The following is a 1,783-nucleotide window of genomic DNA, read 5'->3' on the forward strand; positions in this document are numbered from 1 at the left end:
CGTCCGGGGGACGAGATTATCTACCGATTTACCTTTACCCGTAACAATGAAGATCCGACCACTTTCTTTAATATCCGTCTCGGGAAGATCAACATTCGCACTACCTACACAATGGAGCGTAGCATCGATGGAGGAGCCAGCTTCCAAACCATCGTACAGGATGAATCGTACCGCCCACTAAATCGGTCCCGTCAAATGAAAGTGGAGTTGTCTGGCACGACTTATGAAAGTTTAATGACTGGCCATCACCTCTACCAGCACTGGAGAAAAGGTATACGCGGACCAGCTGATGATCCTTTCTTGTTGATCTTGGAGCATTTGTGACTAGGTGATTCGCCTTAACAGGAGCCTGCCAGAGATGGGTAGGTCAACTAATGTACATACAATAGCTATTCAAATTCCCATTAGCACGTCCTGAAAAGAAGGAGCTTCAGCTAGCCTACCACTATTCTAGATCCAGATTATGTGATCGGTGTTTGGGCATCTGCTAGTAGAGATCAATGAGAACTTTGCAGTTCGATGGAAGGCATCTGTTGAAGAGAGAGTGGATTCAGGATCGCGCCTGGGATGCCATTGACTAAGAGGCAGTGATTCTATTGGTATGCAAGACATTGAATCCATCACGCCCTACTATGAAATTACAGATGATCTTTGGATAATTTTTTCTAAAACCGAATTAGGATTGTACATGGATGATGACTTAATTTGGAGCGCTGTTCCGCTTTTAGTGCCCCTTCGAATACAGCGCAATCCTTGCAAGCCTTCGATTTTGGTAACGGCAATGATGGCCTCTTTCCTTTGAAAGACGGATGCAGTCGCTGTTACTTCCTAGACGATGCCGATTTTCCGGTACCTTGCTACTACCTGGACCCGGTAAGCCACGCTCTGTGGATCTTTGGCCTATTCCATACCGGAGCACCGAAGTTATTCCTTTTCAGTTGGCTACCGGAAAAGAGGGTAATCCACTAGCAGCAGGCAAGCCATTTATCATAATTTCTTGCGAACGGAGGAATATTTACGTCTAAACGATGGCCGTTCCAGTGACCGATCGAAACAATGCGACTCAGCAGTTTAGGATTGATTCAAGCAGCCGTATTAGGATTGACTGACCCACGCTTTAAATACCACACGGATCTAGAGTTCATTCCGAATATGGATGGCTTCCCTAACGGTCGTCGTTTGGGAAGATGATGTTACGCGGATGAGTACAGGCTTATCTGAGCAGATTAGCTGCTGTTGTCTCTGGTATGATGATATACGGCCGTGATCAAACCCGTACACAGATCTGCTTACGTTTGATACACTACAGGCGTAGAGCAGAACGATAAAGCCTTTAAATCTTCTTTCCCGTACGTAGCTACTCCATGGAGTGGAACGGAAACGGGAAATTAACCCCTCCCCAATCTTCTAAATAAACTTTTGTAAACCTCCTTCTCCTGGTAGGCTAGTCATAGCACTAACAACGACTAGTACGGGCAGCGCCATGCCTGGTTTATTGGGAGAGGGTAGTAATATTGGAAAATCATGATAACCCATTTCTTTAAAAGAGTACTTCTCCTAGGGCTTATGGGCTTGATCTGTGGTACCTCGGTGATGGCTTCTAGTCACAGAGAAGCCCCCTTGATCGCAGATGACCCCTTGGCTGATAATGTAGATTTGTATGCCTTTAGGAGTCCCATTAATAAGAACAGTATTGAGGTGCCTTATATTGCCGATGCAGATGCCTTTGCCATTACTTTAGAACCTGAAGGGGGTAGTGAAAATCCAACTTTGGATGCGATGC

The 1,783-nt window shown here is 45.7% G+C and carries 3 protein-coding genes; all 3 read left to right on the forward strand.

The window, feature by feature from the left end; genetic code table 11:
* Positions 1-324 (forward strand): DUF4331 family protein (locus D5R40_RS32660; RefSeq protein ID WP_124155862.1); only part of this gene is annotated, 324 nt, incomplete at its 5' end.
* A gap of 732 nt (positions 325-1,056) precedes the next feature.
* The gene (locus D5R40_RS41755; RefSeq protein WP_282433706.1) at positions 1,057-1,191 is read left to right on the forward strand and encodes a hypothetical protein; all 135 of its coding nucleotides are present in this window, start codon (positions 1,057-1,059) and stop codon (positions 1,189-1,191) included.
* 402 nt (positions 1,192-1,593) lie between these two features.
* A partial coding sequence (locus D5R40_RS32665; RefSeq protein WP_205127840.1) for a DUF4331 family protein occupies positions 1,594-1,783 on the forward strand: 190 nt, incomplete at its 3' end.

It is taken from the genome of Okeania hirsuta (assembly GCF_003838195.1).
Lineage (GTDB): Bacteria > Cyanobacteriota > Cyanobacteriia > Cyanobacteriales > Microcoleaceae > Okeania > Okeania hirsuta.